The organism is Desulfovibrio litoralis DSM 11393, from assembly GCF_900143255.1.
In the GTDB taxonomy this organism is placed as follows: Bacteria; Desulfobacterota; Desulfovibrionia; order Desulfovibrionales; family Desulfovibrionaceae; genus Frigididesulfovibrio_A; species Frigididesulfovibrio_A litoralis.
The window spans coordinates 40975-58951 of sequence record NZ_FRDI01000012.1; the positions used below are offsets into that span (position 1 = coordinate 40975).

A 17977-nucleotide genomic window follows, 5' to 3' on the forward strand; every position below is an offset into this window, starting at 1 on the left:
TAAAATACGCCTAACGAACAAAGAATGCAAGCTTATAAACAATAGACAAGCAAATATCACCACTTCGTTTATTTATAAAGATATTTTGAATATTATGAAAGAAAAAAATACCCAAAAAACTCCAAAAAAAACAAAAAGTTCCCCTCAAAAAGCCGGTGAAAAAAAACCAGCTCCAAAATCACGCCGCACAAAAAAACAAAAAAAAAGTAGTTTCAACCAATTTATCAATAACTTATTTATTAGTATCATTTTGCTTGGTTTAATCGCCCTTATTTTTATTGGCGTACAAAAATACTTTTTTGCTACAACTACTGTAATTCAAGAACAAAAGAACCAAGCCGTAATTCAAAAAAGTTTAAATGAATTGGCGAAGCAAGCTCCCAAAAGCCAAGGAAATCAAACGCAAGATAATCTCAATGAAAACGACAAGATAGAAACTTGGCTTAAGCGTATAGATTCGGCGTTAAGTGCAAGCATAAAAAGTTCAAATATTACTCAAAGTGAAATAAAACAACTTACTCCGACAAAAATAAAAATTTTTAATCTCAATTACTTATGTCAAAACATAGAATTAAATCTCAATATTGAATCAGCTGATTTCATTATGAGTTTAAAGAACAATCTGCAACTTTTTGCTGACGACGCCAGTTTAAAACAAGTTAACGAAAATCATTGGCAAATCAGCGTTTATAATATTGTTACTCATAATCTTTATATTAAACGCAACTACAGCTTTAACGAGTTTGAAGAAGGCGAAGAAACGCCCGAAACGATTACGCTCACGCTTGATGAGTTAATGGCAAGTTTAAACAAAGGAAAAAGCGGTCGCCTCGCCATAGTTATTGACGACCTTGGAAACAGCGTTAACGATATGCAGGCTCTTACAGACCTAAATTACCCCGTAAGCGTAGCAATTTGGCCACACGGTATGCAAAAAAACGAAAGTGCCAAGCTTGCTAAACAAAAGGGTTTGGACATCTTGGTTCATGTGCCGATGGAACCCGTTCGTCTTTCAGAGTTTAAACCCGGACCAAACGCTCTTTATAGCGGAATGAGTCTTGAAAAAATTCACGCCATCACCGAAACACAGCTTAATTCCGTTCCCTATGCGATCGGTTTAAACAATCATATGGGTTCTCGTTTTACTCAATGGAAAGAAGGAGTTAGAACAGTTGTCAACGTTGCAAAAAACAAAAACTTTTTTGTTTTGGACAGCGTAACCCACCAAAATTCAGATTTATTTAAAGAAGCGAAAAATCAAGGGGTTAAAGCCTATCAACGCCAAGTTTTTCTCGACAACCAAGAAAGCGTAAATTACGTTTTAAAACAATTGGCTTTGGCGGAAAAAGTAGCTCTTCACCAAGGTGAAGCAATCGCTATAGGCCACCCACACGCCTCTACCTTAGAAGCTTTAAAAATCTGGCAATCGCAAAAAAACCCTGATATAGAATACATCTTGGTACATGAGATAAAGGAATAAGCTTGGCATAAGCTATTTATATAAACAAAAAACTTTGAAAAATTTCACAAAAAAGAGGTAATTTTATGTTTTTATGTATTGTATTAGTACTATTTTTCTTACAACTTGGAGTAAAAGTTGATTTTTGTCAGGCTATTGAATTTGACAAGAACACAAACTCAACAACGCAACACCAAAATGATGCTCTTAAATTTTATGAAAAAAGCATTTCTTTGTACAAGTTAGCAGCAAGTGAAATAACATTAGCAGAAAATGAGACAGACCGCAAAAAAATTCAACCGTTGTTAGAAGAAGCAATAAAAAACGCTGAAAAAGCAATAGAACTTAATTCTAAAGACTCAGAGGCGTTTTATCATCTGGGTCGTTGTTTGCTTGAACTATCAAAGCTAGAAACAGGCGAAAATAAAAAGCAGTTATTATACGAAGCTCAAAAAAAGTGTGAGCAAGCAATAAAACTTGATGAAAATAATGCTGATGCGTTTTATACTTGGAGTGATTGTTTGATGGAATTAGCAGACGGTGAAAAAGACCCTCTCGAAAAGAAAGTATTATTAGAAAAAGCAAGGGCAAAACATCAAGAAGCCACAAGACTCACTGCAATAAGACTGGGATTTGGAAAAAATTAAAGGTTTATCTTCGTAAATTACCTCCTCAACGAGCAAGCATTATTAAAAAAGACAAAAAACATCTAGATCGAAAAGGTCAAACAACTCAACTAGTACAACTAGGCGGACAAATCAAATCATCAAAACGGAACATGCTGTTAAATCAAGTCTGAATTAATACAAATAAATCAGCCCATTAATTCTATGTTAGCAATTTCACCGTTTTCAATCTTTACATACATAACATGTCCATCAAATGAATCATCATCATCTTTTATGTATAGGTCAAAATAACATTCAAGACCAGTTTCTTTTTCGTAAATATTTCCGTTTATAGAGCAAAGATACATTTTGTTAGCAAATTCTTTTTCTGATAAATCATGTCTGCCTTCATCATTTTCACGATAATCGTTTACACACTCGATAAATTCACACGCTAACCTTTCAGAAATTTTGTTAAATTTAATGTTTTCAAGAACTTTTATTTGTTCGTTCAATTCTGATATAAAGTGATCCAATTGCGGTACTTCCTCCACACTCAAAATATCCGTTATCCCGCAATTGTGGGGGCATATTTCGAGTGAAAAATCCGCCATTTTCCCCCATAGTTCAATTTTTGCATCTTCTTCAAACTTATAACCATAAAATACATAAGTTCCGTTATCCCATAATGCGTCGTTTACAATAAAAGAAATCTCATTTGTAATCTTGTGAATTTTATATACAATTTTCAACTTTTTGCTATCTCCACTAATATAAATTTACTAACTGTACAACAAAAATCATGTTTGAATTAGCTAACAAAACTAATATACATATATTTTAAGTATATCACGTCCTGCAATTAAAATCAAACAAGAATTTTGAAAATCAAAAAAACAAAAGTACTAAAATTTTAACCTTAACTGGGCAAGAGCCAAATATAATTAATATTAACGTGGGTTAAAAAACTATATTGTGTAGTTTTTTAACCATATTATTGTATAATGAATACCCCCAGCTAGGCTGGGGGTTCTAAAAAGCTTTTAGCTTTGCTTCTGTTATAAAACTCTCTCTTTATAACCGGTACTAAAAATGGGGTGTTGACACTCCCACTCCTCAATATCCATAACAGTTACACACCCATCTGACACATGTCCAATATGTAAGTAACGTGATTCATTAATACGAAACCATACTAAATCAAAATGCCCTTTAGGATTTTTACGATAAAAAGTTGTATAAGAGCTTGAATGAGGATAATCAGGTGCCCAAAGATCGTATGTTCCAGCTGACAAAGGAGTAAATATTGTTGTATAATCTGTACTAGTACAATTAATACAGCTAATTGAAACTATTTTTTTTGTTTCTCTAATTCTTTATGAAAGACTGCTTCTACTTTAGCTTGTATATCTTGCGTTTGTTTGTTTAAAGCACTCTCCAGTTGTTTAAACTGGGGTTCTAATTCTTTTAGCCCCTTTTCATATTCAACGGGGTTGACCAGATAAGGAATATCATGTCCACTGTGGAATTGAGGCACTTCAACCTGCATCATGACTTGGGCAACATAGTCTAAAAGGCAGACATTGCGTAAATAATTAGAATGTAAAACAGGAGTGCAACCGTTACTTTGTTTCGCAAACCAAAGCATAGGAATTTCAGAGCCGCCAATTTGAGACAGTTCCATTGTCGTTGGAAGATTTCCGCTCTCTCTGATTATTTCGTCGAAGACATCTTTTAAAACTTCTTTGGGCGTGCGATCCTTGATGATTACCTTATAAGACTCAGGGTCTACCATGGAAAGCAAACCAAAAGCCATTCCAATACGAGTTTCTGACGATTCCGGTTGATATATATTTTCTCTGTTTTCAATATAAGGTTGAAAGAGTGGCCGGTCGGCATGACTTCCCCATAGATGAAAGTTACGATCATAACCAAGCAAAAGACGCATATCCCATGGAATTGGCATAGTAACTTTTTTATCTAAAGTATACGGAACACGCAAGGCGTCAAGTTCAGCCTTAGACATAGGATTAGGCGTAATTTTATTTTCCGCATAACGTTTATCTAAAATTAGTTTTACTTTATCCCAAAGTTCTTTTTGAAATGGGGTTAGTTGTTGCGGTTTATCATTTGCCGAGGCACTGCATACTGTAAATAACAGAATAAAGACAATCAATATTTTCATAATTTATTCGCCTTATTATATTCGAAGGTCAAAGAAATAAGCTTGATGTAAGCATAATTTATATTCAACAAAAAATCAAACAAGCAAAAAGCCTTGAAAATTTCACAAAAAATTTGACAAAAGCTTATAAAAATAAGATTTAACAATATAGTTTTATAAAAATAAAAAACTTTAAACCAACTCACATTGTTTAATTTTAGAGGAGCTTTTATGCTTTTACGCATTCTTTTAGTAATTTCTTTCTTATTTCTTGGAACACTCGTTGGGTGTCAGCCTATAAGAAGCGGCCACAACACAAACGCTAAACTAGAAAAAATAGTTGAGGCCAGTACCTTATATCAAAAGGGTAATTCTCTTTATGAGCCATCAAAAAGTGTAACAGACCAAACCAAAAAGAAAGCCTTATTAGAAGAAGCAATAACAAACTATCAACAATCAATAAAACTTTACCCAGAAATTCCTTGTGCATTTCATAATTTAGGGAATTGTTTTATGGACTTATCTAAACTTGAAACAAACAAACACAAAAAGAAAGAGCTCTTAGAAAAATCAAAGAAAAGCTATCAAGAAACAATAAAGCTTGAGCCGCAAAGCAGTAACGCATTTTATAATATTGGACTTGCTTGTGATTACTTGGTTAAACTTGAAGACAACAACACGAAAAAGAAAGAATTATTAGAAGAATCAAAGAAAAACTATCAAAAATCAATAGAACTTCAACCAGGTGATGCTAATGTCTTTAATAAGTTAGGGTTTTGTTTTGATGAGTTAGCCGAACTTGAAACAGACGACAACAAAAAGAAAGAACTATTTAAAGAAGCAATGGAAAAATATCAAAAAGCAATAGAACTTAAACCCAATTATGCTTCTGCGTTGAATAATTTAGGGTTTTGCTTTATTGGATTATCCAAGCTTGAAGAAGGCACAAACGAAAAGAAGACCTTATTAGAAGAAGCAAAGAAAAATATTGAACAAGCAATAAAACTTGATGAAAATAATGCCTATGCTTTGGACAGTTTAGGGTCTTGTCTTATTGAGTTAGCCGAAATCGCAACAGGCGAAACTAAAGAAGAAACAACTCAAAAGAAAGTATCATTATTAAAAGAAGCAAAGAAAAACCTTGAAAAAGCAAGCTCAATTGATCCAAATATTACTGAAATTTTTACTAATTTAAAAACTTCTTTATCTAAGTTAGCCGAGCTTGAAGACGACCCCCTCAAAAAGAAAGCATTATTAGACGAAGCAAAAAAAGCTGAAGCAAAATATAACCAACTGATAGAAAAACAAAAAAACAATAACTAAATAAAAAAAAATTCTGTCGCAATCTGCTCGCAAAACTAAAAAAAGACTTACACGCTAAATAGTATGTAAGTCTTTGATTTTTATATAACTGGCATCAGCAAATCAAACACCAAACCAAAGGCACAAGCTTGGTGTAAGCTATTTGAGATTAAACAAAAAAATCAAACAAGCAAAAAGCCTTGAAAATTTTCACAAAAAATTTGACAAAAGCTTATAAAAATAAGATTTAACAATACGGCTTTATACAAATAAAAAACTTTAAACCAACCCCAATGGTTCAATTTTAGAGGAGCTTTTATGGTTTTACGCATTCTTTTAGTAATTTCTTTCTTATTTCTTGGAGCACTCGTTGGGTGCCAGCCTATAAGAAACGCCCAAAATACAAACACTACACTACAAAAAAAAGATGATGCTCATGCCTTATATGAAAAAGGTAATTCTCTTTATGAGTCATCAAAAAATGTAACAGACCCAACCAAAAAGAAAGCCTTATTAGAAGAAGCAATACCAAACTATCAACAATCAATAAAACTTTACCCAAAAATTACTTGTGCATTTCATAATTTAGGAAATTGTTTTATATATTTAGCCGAACTTGAAACAGACGACAACAAAAAGAAAGAGCTCTTAGAAAAATCAAAGAAAAGCTATCAAGAAACAATAAAGCTTGATCCTGAAAGCAGTAACGCATTTTACAACCTTGGACTTTCTTTTTATCACTTAGCCAACCTTGAAAGCAACAACAGAAAAAAGAAAACCTTATTAGAAGAAGCAAAGAAAAACAATCAAAAATCAATAGAACTTTGCGAAAATAATGCTAATGCCTTTAATAATCTCGGGCTTTGTTTTTATAATTTAGCCGAGCTTGAAACAGATAACAGCAAAAAGAAAGAGCTATTAGAAGAAGCAAGAAAAAACTATCAAACATCAACAGAGTTTGACGAAAAGGATACTAATGCGTTGAATAACCTCGGGCTTTGTCTTGATGAGTTAGCCGAGCTTGAAACAGACGACAACAAAAAGAAAGAACTATTAAAAGAAGCAAGGGACAAATATCAAAAAGCAATAAACATTAACCCAAATTATACTAATGCGTTGAATAATCTAGGAAATTCTTTGCTTGATTACGCTAGACTCGAAAAAGATAACAATAAAAAGAAAGAATTACTGCAAGATACAAAAACTAAATATCAAAAAGCAATAGAAATAGATGAAAACTATACTTATGCCTTTAATAATTTAGGTCTTTGTTTTGATGAGTTAGCCAAACTTGAAACAGACGACAACAAAAATAAAGAGCTATTAGAAGAAGCAAGAAAAAACTATCAAAAAGCAACAGAGCTTGACTCAAACTATACTAGTGCGTTTCATAATTTAGGGCATTGTTTGATTAATTTGTCTGAACTTGAAACAGATAACACAAAAAAGAAAGCACTATTAGAAGACGCAAAAAAGGGCTATCAAAAAGCAACAGAGCTTGATCCAAAAGATCCTGATACCTTTAATGGCCTGGGTTTTTCTATTTATCTGTTATCAAAGTTTGAAACAGGTGAAAACAAAAAAGACTTATTACACAAAGCGAAAAAGAAATGCGAACAAGCAATAAAACTTGACGCAAATAATGCTTACGCTTTAGACAGTTTAAGCTCTTGTCTTATAGACTTAGCTGAATTTGAAACGGGCAAATCTCAAAAGAAAAAGTTATTGGAGCAAGCAAAGCAAAACCTTGAAAAAGCAATAGAAATTGATCCAAACCTTGCTGAAATTTTTACTAATTTAGAAACTGCTTTATCTAAGTTAGCCGAGCTTGAAGACGAATCCACAGAAGAAAGCAAGGCCAAAAAGAAAGCATTATTAGACGAAGCAAAAAAAGCTGAAGCAAAATATACACAACTCACAAAAAAACAATAACTAACTAAAACTGTTTCTGTCGCAATCTGCTCGCAAAACTAAAAAAGACTTACACGCTAAACAGTATGTAAGTCTTTGTTTTTTATATTGGTGGGCCATCGGTGAATCGAACACCGAACCAATTGATTAAGAGTCAACTGCTCTACCTATTGAGCTAATGGCCCGAAACTTATCAGTATACAAATTAAGCTATTGTTTATACAGCTTAAATATAACTTAAATATAACTGCTGGAATGAGACTCTTGCAAATAGTCTCAAAGTGGCTTCCGTTAGGAAGGCACTCCAAAAAACACGAATAAGGAAAATTTAATTTTCCTGTAAAATGAGTGCTTTTTGTGGCTTAAGACGTTTTATGCGAAATGCAAATAGAGCATAAAACGATGAAAAAAGTACGCAAAACGTAGCTTTGCAATTGCCTCGGAAATGGATAACAAAAGAATTAGATTTTTGTCAAGCTTAGTATTAAATATATAGCCTTTAATTTGTACAAATATAATCTATGGCACAAAATATTCAGCATAATATTCCTACATAACTTTATTTCAATAAACTATTATAATCACTACAATAACTATAATAATTTGGCAAAAGGGTTATTAAAACCAGTGTTTTGGTTTTTAGGTGGTTGAGCGTTTTTCTTATTCTGTGCATTATTTGTATGTGCAGGTTTTTGCTGGCTTTGTCCTGATGTTTTAGCTTCTCTGGGTTCAGCAAAAGGCTCGCTTTTCATGGATAAGGCGATACGCTTACGTTTAATATCCAACTCAACGACAGTAACCATAACTTTTTGTTGAACTTTAACCACGCTATGTGGGTCTTTGACAAAATTATCGGAAAGCTGACTAATATGCACAAGTCCATCTTGATGCACGCCAATATCGACGAAAGCTCCAAAATTAGTTACGTTGGTAACAATACCCGGAACTTTCATGCCTATTTCCAAATCTTCCATTGAATTTAAGTTGTCGTTAAACGAGAAGAGTTCAAAGCTTTTTCTGGGGTCTCTACCCGGTTTTTCCAACTCTTTTAAAATATCGTTAATGGTAGGCAAGCCCACTTGTTCATTCACATAAGCTTCTGCTTTAATTTGTTTACGCAATTCAGTTTTGTGAATTAAGTCTTGGAGGGTGCAGCTAAGATCTTTTGCCATATTCTCAACTACAGAGTAAGACTCGGGGTGAACAGCCGAAGCGTCAAGCGGATTATCGGCATTATGAATGCGTAAAAAACCGGCGGCTTGTTCAAAGGCTTTTGGTCCTAAGCGTGGCACTTTTAATAAGTCTTTGCGACGTTTAAATACGCCATTTTGTTCACGATATTTTATGATGTTTGACGCTAAAGAAGCCCCAAGCCCTGAAACGTGCGAAAGCAATTCAGAACTTGCGGTATTTAGCTCAACACCAACAGCGTTTACACAGCTTTCCACAAGATCGGTCAAGCTTTTCTTTAAAGCTGTTTGGTCAACATCGTGTTGATATTGACCGACTCCAATCGCTTTTGGGTCTATTTTAACCAATTCGGCGAGCGGATCCATTAAGCGTCGCCCGATTGAAATCGCCCCTCTTACGGTTAGGTCGAGGTCGGGAAATTCTTTTCTGGCGAGTTCAGAAGCGGAATAAACGCTTGCTCCGCTTTCGCTGACCATGATAATTGGTATGTCTAGCTTTAAACTGCGAGCCAAGGTTTCGCTTTCACGACTGGCGGTTCCGTTTCCTATGGCAATCGCTTCAATTTTATGAACTGTACAAAGTTTTTTGATTTTTAAAGCGGCTTCTTTGAGCTGATTTTCTGAGAGAATATAAATAACATCATGTTCCAACAAAGCCCCTTGTGCATCAAGGCAAGCGAGTTTACAACCCGTTCTGAAACCAGGGTCAACCGCTAAGACTCGTTTTTGTCCGAGCGGTGCGGCTAATAATAATTCTCTTAGATTTTGTACAAAAACATTAATGGCTTCAAGTTCAGCTTTTTCTCTCAGGCTGTTACAGAGTTCTGTTTCCATAGCCGGAGCTAAAAGGCGTTTATAGCTGTCTTCTATCGCTATTTCTACTTGTTTGGCTGATAAGGAATTATTTTTTATAAATAATGTGGTTAAAAGAGTTAAGGCTTGTTCGGCTTCGGGTAAAATATGCAAGGATAAAAAGCCTTCTTTTTCGCCTCTGAGCATAGCTAAAAGTCTATGACCCGCTGTTTTTGAGGCGTTTTCTTCCCATGCGAAATAATCTTTAAACTTTTCGCCTGCTTCTTCTTGTCCTTTACCGACTTTTGAGCTGATTTGAGCTTTTTCAGCAAATAAAAGACGCATTTTTGTTCGGGCTTCTGCGTTTTCGTTAATAAGCTCAGCGATAATGTCTCTGGCTCCGCTTAAAGCGTCAACAATGTTCTCTACGCCTTTTTCAGCATCTATATAGCTTAAGGCGAGTTCATCAGGGTTAGTTTTTTGCTCTTGAGCTAACAATTCCAAGGCGAGCGGTTCTAAACCTTTTTCTCTGGCAATCATTGCTTTTGTGCGTTTTTTAGGACGAAACGGCAGGTAAATATCTTCCAATTCGCTTAACACAGTTGAAGCTTCTATTTTTGTTGAGAGTTCAGGCGTTAAGAGTTCTCTTTCGCTCAAAGACTTTAAAATTGCTTGTTTGCGTGAGTCTAATTCTTTTAATTGTTCTAGCCTGTCTCTGATGGCGATAATTTGCACTTCGTCCAAAGAACCGTGGGCTTCTTTGCGATAACGAGCAATAAAAGGAATAGTTGCGGAATCGTCAAGTAAATCAGAAACAGCTTTAACTTGGTTGGCTTTGAGTTTTAGTTCGAGAGCAATTTTATTAAAATAATCCATAAAAATCATTAGTTCCTTTTGTAATATAAAAAACAGCTAAGTTGTTTAATCAAATATAAATTTTTTTTCAAGTCTTTCTTAAGGCTGTGTTTGCCCTAAGGCTTGTTCTAAAGCGTTGTTTAAGTCTTTTGCAGTAAACATATCTCGAATTACAATTGGGCTATGTGCGTTTTTACCTGACGGAAAAATAGCCAAAAGCGGAATACTACTACTGCCCAATTCTTTTAATAAAGCTTGCCCCTCTGGGTTAGGCCCGGTTAAGTCAACTTTAATGATATTAATATCGTAGTTCGCTTGAATACGATTTAAGCGTGTGTTAGTCAAAACAGTTTTTTCAACAGCCTTACAATTAGGGCACCAATCAGCGGTAAAGGTAATCATCATCGCCTCGTTACCTAAGAGTTGTTCAAATTGCGTCTGGTTAAACGTAGCCCAATTTGCCTTTGGAATATTGTCAACATATTCCCAAACCCAAAAGCTAAAGACAACCATGCTGATAATAGCCACTCTAAAAAAAGCTCTAACGATACGCTTTTTGTGTGGAAGAACCAGTAAACCCCAAAGCCAACACAAAAAGGCTATAAAAAGCAATAAAACAATCGCACTCAATAAACGCTTATCGGGTAAGGCAGAAAGCAACCAAAGACTTGTTCCTATCAAAAGAAAACCAACCGCTTGGGCAAGAGTCAACATCCAATTTCCGGGTTTGGGCATTTTAGATACTAAATTTGGAAAAGCAGCAAAAATAAAATAAATTAAACTCATGCCAAAACCAACGCTAATAAGAACAATAAAAATTGTCGTCGGCCCTTGTTGAAAAGCCCAACCCAAAACTCCGCCGAGTAAAGGTCCGCTACAGGGCGTTGCCAAAACCGTTGCTAAAAGCCCGGTGCTAAAGGCTTGTAATTTTGGGTGGTTACCGTGTGATTTTAAATCAATAAGCGGTAAATTAAATACATTAAACAAAGAAAGGCTTAAAGCAAAAATTAAAGCAGCTAAAATCATTATTAAGATTGGAAACTGAAAAATTTGCCCCCAAACAAGATTACTTTTAAATAAAACAAAGCCTAAAATAGTAAACCATGTCAAAATTCCTACGGAAAAAAAGATACAATGTTCTCTAAAGGCTTTTAAGCGAGCTTTTTTGTTTTTATATTCGGAATAAAACATTAAACCACTCAGTTTAAGCGAAAGAACGGGCAAAACACAGGGCATAAAGTTTAAAATAAAACCGGCGAGCATACCCAAAAGTATGGCTTTTAATAAAGAATGTACTTCTAAAGCCTGATTAAAATAAATTGGCGTAATAGCTTGTGATTCTTCTGTTGTAACAATTGTATTTTTTTCGCTACTGTTATCATCGGAACTTACAAGCTCTTGAATTTCAGCCTTTTCTTTTTTTAGCTCATTCGCTTGAGCCGGGTCATTTGATGCATCTTGAGCGGTGCTTGTTTGAGATGCGGGTACCCAGTTGTTTTTTTGAACTAAGCTTGAGCCTAGTGTAAGCTTGGCTAAGTTAGGGTGAAGTTTAGTGATTTCAGCATTTGTTAACAACGGTAATTCATTAAAATCAATGTGGTTGAAAGAAAAAATTTCTTTGACCGGTGTACAATTATTAGCGGAACAAAGTAAACCCGAAAACTCAGCTTTGCTTTCTTGACCATTAATTTTAAAACTAAACTCTTGGTTTATCAGTAGTAAAAAGTTACTGTTTTGATCATAACTTAAAACCTTTGTTCCGGGGTTGAGCAGGTCATTTTTTTTATTCGCAGGCGGATAAAAGCTAAACACCGCGGCCTTGTTTATTTTAGGTTGAAAGCTAAACCCGATGATTCCTGTCTTTGTCGGTTTGCCTTGGTTTAGTTCGTTATTAGCGTAAAAATAATAACCCTCTTTTAATTTTAATTCTACGATTATAGCCGGCAAATGTGTTTTTTTGTTAGAGCTATCAAAAGGCAAAGTTGGATCAATCGGCTCTTTTATTTGAGCAAGCAAAGAAAAATCTTGGGGAATAGTAGTTAAAGACCAATTCAGGGTAAAATTTGGGTTAGAGCTTGTTGCAAAGGCAGCTTTAGTTTTAAAACTAAAATCAATGATATTAATTTGGCTGGCAATAAACAAAAGACTAATGAAAAATACTTTGTATATTAAGTTTTTAATTGACGAGGGAGAAGAAGATAAGAACATATTTATTCCTCTTTAATGCAAAGATTAAAACGAAAGACAGGAAAATAGTTTATATTTTTTACAAAAAAAACGCTATTATTAAATCAAGGCAACCTTGAAATCATAATAGCGTTAATTTATTAATTTTTTATGAAAATTAAAGTTTATTAAGTGGCAACTTAATATATTGCACACCATTATCGCTATTACCAAAATTTCCGGCTCTCAAGTTCACTTGAATTGAAGGCAAGAGCAATTGCGGAACGGGCTTTCCCGTATCATCTTGAGTGCGTTTCGCCACAAACTCTTCTTGGCTAATTCCCAATTTTAAACGCACATTAGAAACCTTTTGGCTAAGAATAGTCGCCATACATTCCGCACCTCTGACAGCGGGCGGATAATCGTGAGCAACATACATACGAGAAGCTTCAGGCAAGCTGAAAAGTTTACGAGACGAAGTATAAGAATCAACGGCACTTCCACCCGGAAAATCGCAACGCCCCGAACCCACATCAGGCAAAAACATTGCATCACCAACAAAAACAGCATCACCAACAATATAAGTAGTATCTGCGGGGGTATGGCCCGGAGTATGAATAATCTTTGCCTCTAAATCACCAATCGTAAATTGTTCGTCATCTTCAAAAAGATGGTCAAATTGCGAACCATCTAAAGGAGTATCAGCCACGTTATTAAAATAAGGTTGCCAAGTTTGCAAAACATGAAGAATATGCTTGCTGATTGCTGTTTTTCCGCCTAGTTTTTCTTTAAGATAAGCGGCTCCGGTAATATGGTCGGCATGAATATGAGTTTCAAGTATCCATTCTACGGTCAACTTATGTTTTTTAATAAAATCTATAATTGAATCACACGCACTCGTTTTAGTTGTGCAAGAATAAATGTCAAAATTTAAAACACTATCAATAACGGCACAACGTTTTTGCGGATCGGATTCAGACCAGACAACATAAGTCCAAGTCGCTGTTGGTGTATCAAAAAAAGCGCGTACGTTTGGATTTTTCATTTTTGTACTCCGAGGCAGATTGCCTTTGTTATAAAACGTATATTTTGAGAATATTTTTCCATTAATTTATAAATCAAGGTCTTTCAATATAAAAAGCCTTTATACCAACGTTTACTGGCAACTTTGGTTATTGTTTTTACTTGGCGGAGGAGTATTGTTTGTCGATTTACTACTTGCACCACCACCGCTACAGGCACCACCGGCACTAACTGTTTCTACAGTTTGCTTATTCCAAGGAGCTTTGGAAAGTAAAAAAGCTAGCCCGCAACGGTTGGTTAGCCCGGCAAAAATAAGCCCGGCTCCAATAGCAAAAGCGAAATAATTAAACAGACAATTAAATAGGTTTCCTAAAAATACGCTAATCGTAACGATAGTTCCAACGGTAATATAAACTTGGCGGTCTAAAGACATGCCGCCTTGAACCACCTGACTTTTTCCGGTATTATTAACGACTTCAAAACCGGCTTGTTCGCAAGCACCTATTCCACCTTCAACAATATATAGGTTTCTAAACCCTGCTTCCGCAAGTTTGGTTGCCGCTTTTTTGGCTCGAGCTCCACTTACGCAAAGGCAATAAATTTCAGTATCTTTTAACAGACCACGTTTTAAGAGAAGTTCATAAGGGTCTAAGCTATCTAAAGGCATAAAATAGTGATCAGTTTTAAGGCGACGTTCGGAATATTCACGATAGGTACGCACATCTAAAATTACATCTTGATACAAGTCTTTATTTTTTAACTCTTGTGGGGTAATTGTGTTTATTGAGGTCATTTGAGTTCCCTGATAATTTGAAGATTGAATGGAAGTAACAAAAATAAGCTGAGTCTTAACTAATCATTTTTTTTAATTCGTCCAGTAGGTTAGGAAAGTTTACCGGCTTTGAAACATAAGAAGTAAATCCACAGTTACTATAATAATCTTGGTCGTTGTTCAAAACGTTTGCCGTAATTGCAATAATCGGAAATTGCTCGTAACGCCCGCCTTTTTGGCGAATAATTTTTGTGGCTGTTATTCCGTCCATAATCGGCATTTGAATATCCATCAAAACCAGATCAATATATTGATTTGCGATAACATCCAAAGCCTCTTGTCCGTTTTCGGCGGTTACGACTTTATAGCCTCTTGACTCTAAAAAGCCAGTGCCTAGCATACGATTAACAAGGTCGTCTTCTACCAATAAAATAGTACGCTGAGGTAAAGACCTAAGAATTTCTTCTTGAGTGGAATGCAGCGTTCCATAAGTCAAAGAGTTATTATTAAGATTAATAAAGTGGTTGGAAGAAGCAGGAAAATTCGGTGTTTGCACATTTTTCTCTGTTGCAATTTTAACCGGACTTGGTCTTTTTTGAATATTGTTTGGCGGTTGTTGTGCATATTGTTCAAAACCTTGGTTTACGTTTTGATTCATTGATTTTTGCACAACAGTGTTTCTTTGTCCCTGCTGATTTGGCAGATTGGGCAGATTAGGCATATTTTGGGGATTGGGCGATTGAGAACCGGTATAAGACACCACGTTTTCAAGGTCTTGTTGGTTGTTATCTTCTTCAAAAAAACTAACAACAAGAGTAAAGCAAGAACCCTGCCCTTCCGTACTGTCGGCAAAGAGCATTCCGCCCATTAATTTACTGATAGAGTTTGCAATAGACAAACCAAGACCCAAACCACGATAGCTTTTGGTTAAAAAACTTTCCCCCATAGTGAAAGGAATAAATATATCGTGGAGTTGTTCTTGCGGAATTCCGATTCCCGTATCTTTAATTTTGAAAAGTAAAACAACTTTTGAGCGAACGTGATCTTTTCTATTAAAACTTGGGCTGTGTAAGCTATTAATATAAGAGTTTATTTCCGGAGTATCTTCGATATGTGGAGCGGAAGCAACAGAAATAGTAAGTTCTATTCTACCCTCTTTAGTAAACTTAATCGCATTATTTAAAAGGTGGTCAAGAGTTTGTTTTAACCTGTCAATATCGCCAACCAGACGATCAGGCACCTTAACATCAACCCTATAAGTTAAGCTGAGTCCTTTCCATTGTGCTTGGTCAAGATAAGCAATCAAAAAGTCTCTTAAATTGTTTCTTAAAGAAAAAGTACCTACATGCAAAATCATACGGTTGCTTTCAAGGCTTGCAATATCAATCAGCTTATTGATTGAACCTAATAATTCAAGAGCCGAATGGCGTATTATCAAACAATATTCTACGGTTGATTCAGGTCTTACCCCGCTTATCATTAAATCAACCAAGCCGAGTATACCGTTTAAAGGAGTTCTTAGTTCATGGCAAACATTAGACAAAAACATTTCTCTTACAGCGTTTGCAACAGCTTCTATATGTTTTTGATCAAGTTGAACCTGATTTTCCGCAACGGTTAAAGTTGAAGATTGGCTAAGTTCATTATTCTTTTTTAAGATACTGCTATAGCGTTTTATTTGCTGATATAAAGAATTTACAAGGTCATCACCCTGAAAATTTTCCATTTGAATAATATCTGTTGCACCGGCTTTAACCAGTTTTAAAACAAAGTCGACATTATTATTATAAGTTAAGACAATACAAGGAATATAAGGAAGCTCGTCGGTCAAAAGACTTAACAACTCGACAGAACTGTCGCTATCACTTTTAATATACAACAAAACGGCATCAGGCTTTGAATCTCGACAAATCATCAAGCCATCGGTCAAATTATCGGCATCACGCAGGGTATAGTCAAAATCCTGCAAGATTCTTTGAACTTGATTGCGTATATCTATATCATTATGAATTAATAAAAGACGAGATTGTTGTATTGGTATCATTGTTAAAACCTATTTGGTTTGTCGGCTTGTCTGCCTGTGAATAATTTTAATAAAAAATTCTTTTATTTTTCTTGTACAATAATTTTTTCTTTTTTTAAAGGGCACCAAGACGGACGTTCAACAGCCAAAGTTTCGGCAAAAAGAGGACGTTTTGGCGGCGTCGAAACATTACACTCGGGGGTTTCGCCTTCATTTAAAAAAGGACAACGGTTACAGCCTGAAACAACTATTATCATAATAAACTCTTTTGGGTTAAAGACCGAGACTGGCTAATAAATCATCGACATTATTTTGTGATTGTCCATCTTTGCTTGGACCTTTAAGTTCTGAGTTTGAGCCTTCCAAGAGTGCGTTGGCAGTATTTTTACTTTCTTTTGACAAAACCTCAAAGTTTTTTTCTTGGTGGTTTACTTCATTTTTTAACATTAAACCACTTGAAATATAAAGCTCAAACACAATAGTTGAGATTTTTCCCAAAGCATCAATAACTTTTTTTAACCTTTGCCCTGTTAAATCTTGAAAACTTAAAGCTTCTAAAATCGCCGTATAAACTTGGCTGTTTTCTTCATTCAATTCATTTATTCTTTGCAATTGAGACTTAACGCCTTCCGCGGACTCAAGCTCAACAAGCAATTGTTTTATTTCTTCTTGATGTTCAAACAAAAGTTCGGTTTTTTCCATTATGTTTTCGGTCGCTTCCAAGGTTGTGGTCATAATGTCATCAAGCTGTTTATTGGCTTCCAAAAACAATTTTCCTGCGTTTTGTTTATCGGGCAAAAAAACTTTTTTTTCGTTTTTGGTGGCTTGGTTTATTTCTTTATAGATTTTTTGCAAACCATTCAGCATATTGTCGCTTACGCGTCTATAAAATTCTTTTTCCGTAAATATTTTTTGCATGGCTTGGTCCACATGCTGTTTCAAAGACTGCGAAAGTATTCCGCTTATATTTTCGCCGACTTCCGCCATTATGCTGTCGGTAAGCTCTTTGACAAAACGCTCTTGATCCATGATGCTGTCCTTTAAGCGGATTTTTTATTGCAAAGACAAAAAACACGCTAAAAAATTATAAGTTTTTACTGCGAAGAGTCCTGCGTTCTATCTGAAAGATATACTGCATAATTTGGGTTTGATCGACATCAGTAATATTAGTAAACTCTACGGCATGAATAAAACCTTGTGCCAATTGTTTACTTGCTTTTACTTTGCCGATTGCGCTGACTGTTCGAGGTGGAAAATCTTCAAGAAAAATCATTATTTCAATCGAAGTTCCGGCACGCAAGTTTTCAGTAGTGGCAATAGTAACGCCACCACCGCTTATTTCAACGATATTCGCAGACGAAGCAAAACGTTTATCCACATCATCTTTTTTCAAAACAGCCAAAATGGTGTTTAATTTATTATCAAGATTAATTAAAAACTGATTGGTTTGTTCCGTAAACGAAGAGTTACGTTTGAAGTCTTCGTGATTATTTGAATGGCTATCCGTTCCGCTGTATAACACCGGGGCTTCATCTTCGTGTTCTAAAACACGAAAACGCCCGTTTAATTTAGTACGTATTTTGACATAATTTTTATCATCACTCATAAGATTTAGCCCCTTAACGTTTTATATAAGACCATTGCAAAACTCAGTTTTGCGTTCTTTTGTCATCGTTTTATGCCCTGTATGCAAGCAGAAAACGTCTTCAATC

At 35.2% G+C, this 17977-nt stretch carries 14 protein-coding genes and 1 tRNA gene; 4 read left to right on the forward strand and 11 right to left on the reverse strand.

The window, feature by feature from the left end; all coding sequences use genetic code 11:
• The first annotated feature begins 94 nt into the window (after positions 1–94).
• Positions 95–1480: a divergent polysaccharide deacetylase family protein gene (locus BT999_RS10195; RefSeq protein ID WP_072697690.1), complete on the forward strand. Its 1386-nt coding sequence runs from the start codon at positions 95–97 to the stop codon at positions 1478–1480.
• A gap of 65 nt (positions 1481–1545) precedes the next feature.
• Positions 1546–2106 (forward strand): tetratricopeptide repeat protein, encoded by a 561-nt coding sequence (locus BT999_RS10200; protein ID WP_072697691.1) that lies wholly within the window; start codon positions 1546–1548, stop codon positions 2104–2106.
• Positions 2107–2273: 167 nt separating this feature from the next.
• Here BT999_RS10200 and BT999_RS10205 read toward each other — a convergent pair whose 3' ends face one another.
• Together BT999_RS10205 and BT999_RS10210 are read right to left on the reverse strand one after the other, a co-directional pair.
• Positions 2274–2819, reverse strand: a complete 546-nt coding sequence (locus BT999_RS10205) for a DUF2262 domain-containing protein (RefSeq protein WP_072697692.1) — start codon at positions 2817–2819, stop codon at positions 2274–2276.
• Between the two features lie 599 nt (positions 2820–3418).
• Positions 3419–4252, reverse strand: coding sequence for a hypothetical protein (locus tag BT999_RS10210; protein WP_072697693.1), 834 nt, complete (start codon positions 4250–4252; stop codon positions 3419–3421).
• A 210-nt stretch (positions 4253–4462) separates the two neighbouring features.
• Between BT999_RS10210 and BT999_RS10220 the strand changes: the two genes are divergently transcribed.
• Both BT999_RS10220 and BT999_RS10225 read left to right on the forward strand, forming a co-directional pair.
• The gene (locus BT999_RS10220) at positions 4463–5554 is read left to right on the forward strand and encodes a tetratricopeptide repeat protein (RefSeq protein ID WP_072697695.1); all 1092 of its coding nucleotides are present in this window, start codon (positions 4463–4465) and stop codon (positions 5552–5554) included.
• 297 nt (positions 5555–5851) lie between these two features.
• Positions 5852–7465, forward strand: a complete 1614-nt coding sequence (locus tag BT999_RS10225; protein ID WP_072697696.1) for a hypothetical protein — start codon at positions 5852–5854, stop codon at positions 7463–7465.
• An 88-nt stretch (positions 7466–7553) separates the two neighbouring features.
• Here the strand turns inward: BT999_RS10225 and BT999_RS10230 are convergent.
• The 9 genes from BT999_RS10230 to BT999_RS10265 form a co-directional block, all read right to left on the reverse strand.
• Positions 7554–7629, reverse strand: a tRNA-Lys gene (locus tag BT999_RS10230).
• Between the two features lie 408 nt (positions 7630–8037).
• Positions 8038–10302, reverse strand: a complete 2265-nt coding sequence (locus tag BT999_RS10235) for a Tex family protein (RefSeq protein ID WP_072697731.1) — start codon at positions 10300–10302, stop codon at positions 8038–8040.
• A 78-nt stretch (positions 10303–10380) separates the two neighbouring features.
• Positions 10381–12489: a protein-disulfide reductase DsbD family protein gene (locus BT999_RS10240; RefSeq protein ID WP_072697697.1), complete on the reverse strand. Its 2109-nt coding sequence runs from the start codon at positions 12487–12489 to the stop codon at positions 10381–10383.
• Positions 12490–12625: 136 nt separating this feature from the next.
• A complete protein-coding gene (locus tag BT999_RS10245; RefSeq protein ID WP_072697698.1) occupies positions 12626–13492 on the reverse strand; it encodes an MBL fold metallo-hydrolase in 867 nt (288 codons plus the stop codon).
• A 111-nt stretch (positions 13493–13603) separates the two neighbouring features.
• The gene (locus BT999_RS10250) at positions 13604–14263 is read right to left on the reverse strand and encodes a rhodanese-like domain-containing protein (RefSeq protein WP_072697699.1); all 660 of its coding nucleotides are present in this window, start codon (positions 14261–14263) and stop codon (positions 13604–13606) included.
• Positions 14264–14318: 55 nt separating this feature from the next.
• Positions 14319–16286: a response regulator gene (locus BT999_RS10255; protein WP_072697700.1), complete on the reverse strand. Its 1968-nt coding sequence runs from the start codon at positions 16284–16286 to the stop codon at positions 14319–14321.
• A 62-nt stretch (positions 16287–16348) separates the two neighbouring features.
• Positions 16349–16522, reverse strand: coding sequence for a hypothetical protein (locus BT999_RS12565; RefSeq protein WP_178139345.1), 174 nt, complete (start codon positions 16520–16522; stop codon positions 16349–16351).
• A gap of 16 nt (positions 16523–16538) precedes the next feature.
• Positions 16539–17294, reverse strand: coding sequence for a protein phosphatase CheZ (locus tag BT999_RS10260; protein ID WP_072697701.1), 756 nt, complete (start codon positions 17292–17294; stop codon positions 16539–16541).
• Between the two features lie 55 nt (positions 17295–17349).
• Positions 17350–17871, reverse strand: coding sequence for a PilZ domain-containing protein (locus BT999_RS10265; RefSeq protein WP_072697702.1), 522 nt, complete (start codon positions 17869–17871; stop codon positions 17350–17352).
• Positions 17872–17977 lie beyond the last annotated feature (106 nt).